The sequence below is a fragment of the Micrococcus sp. ACRRV genome, from assembly GCF_022346985.1.
Lineage (GTDB): Bacteria > Actinomycetota > Actinomycetes > Actinomycetales > Micrococcaceae > Micrococcus > Micrococcus porci.
Genome location: NZ_JAKRNH010000138.1, coordinates 1 through 5,088 on the forward strand (window position 1 = coordinate 1; position 5,088 = coordinate 5,088).

The 5,088-nt window shown below is 72.9% G+C and carries 7 protein-coding genes and 1 pseudogene; 7 read left to right on the top strand and 1 reads right to left on the bottom strand.

Annotated features, from left to right (window positions below):
• Positions 1 to 709 (top strand): VIT family protein (locus MHY29_RS11105; protein WP_239241250.1); only part of this gene is annotated, 709 nt, incomplete at its 5' end.
• Between the two features lie 95 nt (positions 710 to 804).
• Here the strand turns inward: MHY29_RS11105 and MHY29_RS12545 are convergent.
• Entirely contained in the window at positions 805 to 945 is a 141-nt protein-coding gene (locus MHY29_RS12545) for an FCD domain-containing protein (protein ID WP_370643525.1), read from the bottom strand.
• Here MHY29_RS12545 and MHY29_RS11110 point away from each other — a divergent pair.
• The 6 genes and pseudogenes from MHY29_RS11110 to rpsN all read left to right on the top strand — a co-directional run bounded on the left by MHY29_RS11110 (position 934) and on the right by rpsN (position 4,939).
• A pseudogene (locus MHY29_RS11110) lies at positions 934 to 1,958 on the top strand (alpha-hydroxy-acid oxidizing protein). The gene MHY29_RS12545 and the pseudogene MHY29_RS11110 overlap by 12 nt on opposite strands.
• A gap of 162 nt (positions 1,959 to 2,120) precedes the next feature.
• On the top strand, positions 2,121 to 3,173 hold the full coding sequence (locus MHY29_RS11115; RefSeq protein WP_239241254.1) for an NAD(P)-dependent alcohol dehydrogenase: 1,053 nt from the start codon (positions 2,121 to 2,123) through the stop codon (positions 3,171 to 3,173).
• A 92-nt stretch (positions 3,174 to 3,265) separates the two neighbouring features.
• Entirely contained in the window at positions 3,266 to 3,880 is a 615-nt protein-coding gene (locus MHY29_RS11120; protein WP_239241252.1) for a MarR family winged helix-turn-helix transcriptional regulator, read from the top strand.
• A 346-nt stretch (positions 3,881 to 4,226) separates the two neighbouring features.
• Positions 4,227 to 4,463 carry a 50S ribosomal protein L28 gene (gene rpmB, locus MHY29_RS11125; RefSeq protein WP_224356403.1) on the top strand — a complete coding sequence of 79 codons (237 nt, stop codon included), beginning with the start codon at positions 4,227 to 4,229 and terminating at the stop codon, positions 4,461 to 4,463.
• A gap of 1 nt (position 4,464) precedes the next feature.
• The gene (gene rpmG, locus MHY29_RS11130) at positions 4,465 to 4,632 is read left to right on the top strand and encodes a 50S ribosomal protein L33 (protein ID WP_017488899.1); all 168 of its coding nucleotides are present in this window, start codon (positions 4,465 to 4,467) and stop codon (positions 4,630 to 4,632) included.
• A gap of 1 nt (position 4,633) precedes the next feature.
• On the top strand, positions 4,634 to 4,939 hold the full coding sequence (rpsN, locus tag MHY29_RS11135) for a 30S ribosomal protein S14 (protein ID WP_224356404.1): 306 nt from the start codon (positions 4,634 to 4,636) through the stop codon (positions 4,937 to 4,939).
• Positions 4,940 to 5,088 lie beyond the last annotated feature (149 nt).

A 5,088-nucleotide genomic window follows, 5' to 3' on the forward strand; every position in this document is an offset into this window, starting at 1 on the left:
CTCCTCCCACCCCGACGAGCCCCACGCCCAGACCGGCGTCCACGCCCGCCTGAACTGGCTGCGCGCCGGCGTCCTCGGCGCCAACGACGGCATCGTCTCCGTCGCCGCCACCGTGGTGGGCGTAGCCGGCGCGACGACGGCCGTCACCCCCGTCCTGCTGGCCGGCACGGCCGCCGTCGTCGGCGGCGCCGTGTCCATGGCGCTGGGCGAGTACGTGTCCGTCTCCTCCTCCTCGGACTCCCAGAAGGCGATGATCGCCAAGGAGCGCCGCGAGCTGGCCGAGGACCCCGAGGGCGAGCTCGAGGAGCTCGTCGGCCTCTACGAGGCCGAGGGCCTCTCCCGCGACACCGCCGAGCAGGTCGCCCGCGAGCTCACCGCCAACGACCCGGTCACCGCGCATCTGCGCATGGAGCTCGGCATGGCCGAGGAGGACGTGGTCAGCCCCTGGGCCGCTGCCGGCGCCTCCTTCATCGCGTTCCTGGTGGGCGCGCTGCTGCCGTTCCTGGCGATCGTGCTCTCCCCGGTGGGCGTTCGCGTGCCCGTCACCTTCGGCGTGACCCTCGTGGCCCTGGCGGTCACCGGCTACCTCGGCGCCTGGCTGGGCAACGCCCCCGCCGTGCGCGCCATGGTGCGCGTCGTCGTCGGCGGCGCCCTGGCCCTGGCGCTCACCTTCGGCGTGGGCACCTGGCTGGGCGTGGGCGTCGCCTGAGCGCGCCCGGGGCCCGATCCGTGCGCGGCCGGTGCAGCTGATCGCGTCGGCGCCGGCGATCGCCCGGCGGGCGGTCGAGGCTCGTCCCCGCCGGATCAGCCCCACAGGCTGTCCGGCCGCGACCCGTGGCGGAGGGTCACGTGGCGGATGGTGCGGAGGTGGGCGGCCATCGCCGCTGCGGCGGCCTCGGGGTCCTGGTCGGCCACGGCGTCCAGGATCGCAGCGTGCTCGCGCAGCTGCTCAAGATCACCCCGCCTTCCCTCGGCCGCACGGCACGCCTGGCCAAGGCCGCCGACGTCGCGGACCTGCGCCGCATCGCGAAGCGCCGCACCCCGACCGCCGCGTTCGACTACGTGGACGGCGCGGCCCAGCGCGAGGTGACCGCGCGCCGCGCCCGTGAGGTCTTCGACTCGGTGGAGCTCCTGCCGCGGATCCTCCACGGGGTGGCGGAGCCGACGGCGACCGCTGGTTCCAGCTGTACCTCTGGAAGGACCGCGACCGCGCCCGCGACCTCATCGAGCGCGCTGCGGCGTCCGGCTACACCGCCCTGCTGGTCACGGTGGACACCCCCGTGGCGGGCCAGCGCCTGCGGGACGTCCGCAACGGCATGACCATCCCGCCGAAGATCTCGCTCAAGACCGTGCTCGACGCGTCCTACCGGCCGGAGTGGTGGTTCGACTTCCTCACCACGGAGCCGCTGACGTTCGCGTCGCTCTCGGACTCGGCCGGGGACCTGCCGAGCATCATCAACGGCATGTTCGACCCCACGCTGGACCTCCACGACCTCGAGTGGATCCGCTCCGTGTGGCCGGGCAGGCTGATGGTCAAGGGGGTCCTCACCCGCGAGGACACCCGCCGTGCGCTGGACACCGGGGCGGACGGGCTCGTGGTCTCCAACCACGGCGGGCGGCAGCTGGACCGCGCGCCCGTGTCCCTCCAGGCCCTGCCCGAGGTCCGCGACGAGGCGGGGCCGGACGTGCCGATCATCCTGGACTCCGGCATCACCACGGGCGAGGACATCGTGGCCGCGCTCGCGCTCGGCACCGACTTCACACTGATCGGCCGCGCCTACCTCTCCGGCCTCATGGCCGGCGGGCAGGAGGGCGTGCGGCGCGTCATCGAGCTGCTCGCCCAGGAGGTGAGGGGGGCCATGTCCCTCATGGGCGCCGCGACGACGGCGGACCTCACCCCGGCCAGCGTGCGCGCGCCGTGGCTGCGGGACGGCCAGGTCGTGCGGTCGGGGGACTGAGGCCGGACGGGCTCTGCCGTCTTCGATCCGATCGCGCCGCTGCGGGAGGACGGGGCCGCGTCCACCGGACCCGGCGTGGACCGGGACTGTCGCGGCGCTGGAAGCCTTGGGAGAATCGTGCTGGACCCGCTCCACCGACCCCAGGAGGATCCCGTGGCCACCATGCGTGCCGTCCGGTTCGAGGCCTACCAGCAGTTCCCCGCACTCAAGGACGTCGAGAAGCCTGTCCCCGGGCCGGGCGAGGCCCTCCTGAAGGTGGCCGGCGCCGGCGCCTGCCACTCGGACGTCGCGGTCTACTCCGAGTTCCAGCCGGGCATGAACCCGCTGATCGACCCGGAGTACACCCTCGGCCACGAGACCTCCGGCTGGGTGGAGGAGCTCGGCGACGGCGTCGTCGGCCTGGAGAAGGGCGAGGCCATGCTGGTCTACGGCCCCACCGGCTGTGGCCGCTGCCGCGCCTGCTCGCGCGGCCAGGACACCTACTGCGAGAACGTGGCCGCCATGGCCGCGGCGGCCGTCGGCCTGGGCCGCGACGGCGGCATGGCCGAGTACGTGTCCGTCCCGGCCCGCAACCTCGTGCCCCTGGGTGACGCCGACCCGATCCCGGCCTCGGCCCTCGCCGACGCCGGCCTCACGCCGTACCACGCCGTGAAACTGGCACTGCCCACGCTCGGCCGCCCCGGCGCCTGCGCCCTCGTCGTCGGCCTCGGCGGCCTGGGCCTCATGGCCGTGCAGATCATCAAGGCCCTCACCGGCGCCACCGTGATCGCCACGGACATGAAGGAGGACGCCATGGCCCAGGCAGAGGCCTACGGCGCCGTCACCGTGCCCGGCGGCGAGGGCCAGGTGGAGCGCATCCGCGAGCTCACCGGGGGCCGCGGCGTCGACGCCGCCTTCGACTTCGTGGGCGTCGCGGCCACCGCGCGCCTGGCCCTGGACTGCGCCGCGGTGCAGTCCAGGGTGACGATCGTGGGCCTCGGCAACGGCTCCACGATCGACTGGTCCTTCCTCTCCACGCCCTACGAGGCCGAGCTCGTCTCCACCTACTGGGGCACCCTCGAGGAGCTGCACGAGGTCGCGCGCCTGTACCGGGACGGCAGGATCGAGCCGCTGTACACCACCTACTCCCTGGACGACGCCCTGCAGGCCTACCGCGACCTGCAGGACGGGAAGGTGGCCGGGCGCGCCGTCGTCGTCCCGCACGGCGGCGCCTGATCGGTCCTCGCCGGCGGTCGGGCGGGTCCGGGAGGTGACACGCCCGACCGCGTGGTTCGCCTATCGCGACCTGACCTGCAACGATGTCGCGCATGACCAAAGATGCCCACCATGAGAAGGACGCGAACGCGCACCCGCCGTTGCCGCCATTACCGCCGGTCTGGCTGAAGGACGCGGGCTGCTCGGGGGCCGACCTGGCCGCCTGGATCGTCGTGCTGCAGGCGTCCAGCGCCCTGCAGGCCCGCGTGGAGTCGGACATGCACCGCGGGGCGGGGGTCACGCCGTTCGAGGCGCACTTCCTGGCGGTGCTCAAGGAGGCCGGCGGCGAGCCGCTGGCGATGAGCCGGGCCGCGCACCTCGTCGACTCCTCGCTCTCCCGCCTCTCCCACGTGGTGCGCCGGCTCGAGGCCCGCGGCTGGGTGGAGCGTCTCCCGTCGCCCGAGGATGCGCGGGTGACCCTCGTGCGCCTCATGGACGAGGGCCGGCGGCGCATCGACGCCGCCGCGAGGCCGCACCGGGCGCTGATGGAGGATGTGTTCGTCACCGCCCTGGACGCGGCTGATCGGCAGGAGGCGGCCCGCCTCAGCCTCAAGCTGCTGGGCGTGCTGCGTCCGGGCCACTGGCTCTTCACCGAGCCGACCGGCCCGGACGAGGGCGCCGATGCCGACGCCGCCTCCCACGTGGGGGAGCCCCTGACGTCGAGTTGATCCGGGGGGTGGGCTCGCGTACCATGGAACGGCGCACGCGCGTTGTTCCTGCGTTCCCCGACGTTTCGCCGCGGGACTCGGGTCGGAAAGGCAGCGCGCTCCCGCAGACCGGATCCCGGCGCCCTCGGCAGAGGCCGCGCCGGGGCTCACCCACCCAGCGATCTGAAGGCACTTCGGTTGGCTCTCACCCAGCCTGGTTCACCTTTTCGAGAAGTCGCAGTAAGAGTGCGGTGTCCACACCCGGGGCGGGGCTCTCAGGCAGGCCGTGGACGCATCCGTGCGCCCGGGGCGTGCCGCACGCGGGTTCCGCCCGTCCTTTTACTACTACTTGCCACGAGGAGTGATCATGGCAGCACATTGCCAGGTGACCGGGGCTGGGCCGGGGTTCGGCCACAGCATCTCCCACTCGCACCGCCGCAACAAGCGCCGGTTCGACCCGAACATCCAGAAGAAGACCTACTGGGTCCCCTCCCTGCGCCGCAACGTCACGCTGACGCTGTCCGCGAAGGGCATCAAGACCATCGACGTGCGCGGCATCGACGCCGTCGTCGCCGACCTCATCTCGAAGGGAGTGAAGCTCTGACATGGCCAAGGACAAGGACGTTCGTCCGATCATCAAGCTGAAGTCCACCGCGGGCACCGGGTACACCTACGTGACCCGCAAGAACCGCCGCAACAACCCGGATCGCATCACTCTCAAGAAGTACGACCCGGTCGTCCGCAAGCACGTCGACTTCCGAGAGGAGCGCTGACATGGCCAAGAAGTCCAAGATCGCCAAGAACGAGCAGCGCAAGGTCATGGTGGCCCGCAACGCCGAGAAGCGCCTCGAGCTCAAGAAGACCCTGATCGACCCGAATGCGTCGGACGAGGCCCGCGAGGCCGCCCGCGTCGGTCTGCAGAAGCTGCCCCGCGACGCCTCCCCGGTGCGCGTGCGCAATCGCGACGCCATCGACGGCCGTCCGCGCGGCACCTTCCAGCGCTTCGGCATCTCCCGCGTGCGCTTCCGCGAGATGGCGCACCGCGGCGAGCTGCCCGGCGTGACCAAGTCCTCCTGGTGAGCTGAGGCCCGCCTGGCGCGGGCTTCGGCGACCGGACCGACGACGGCGGCGGCCCACCTCAGGGGGGGGCCCCGCCCGCGTCGGCCACCGGCCCGGGGGGCCCCAATCCCGCGGGGGGGGGTAAATAGCGGCATAAACCGGCTAGGGTG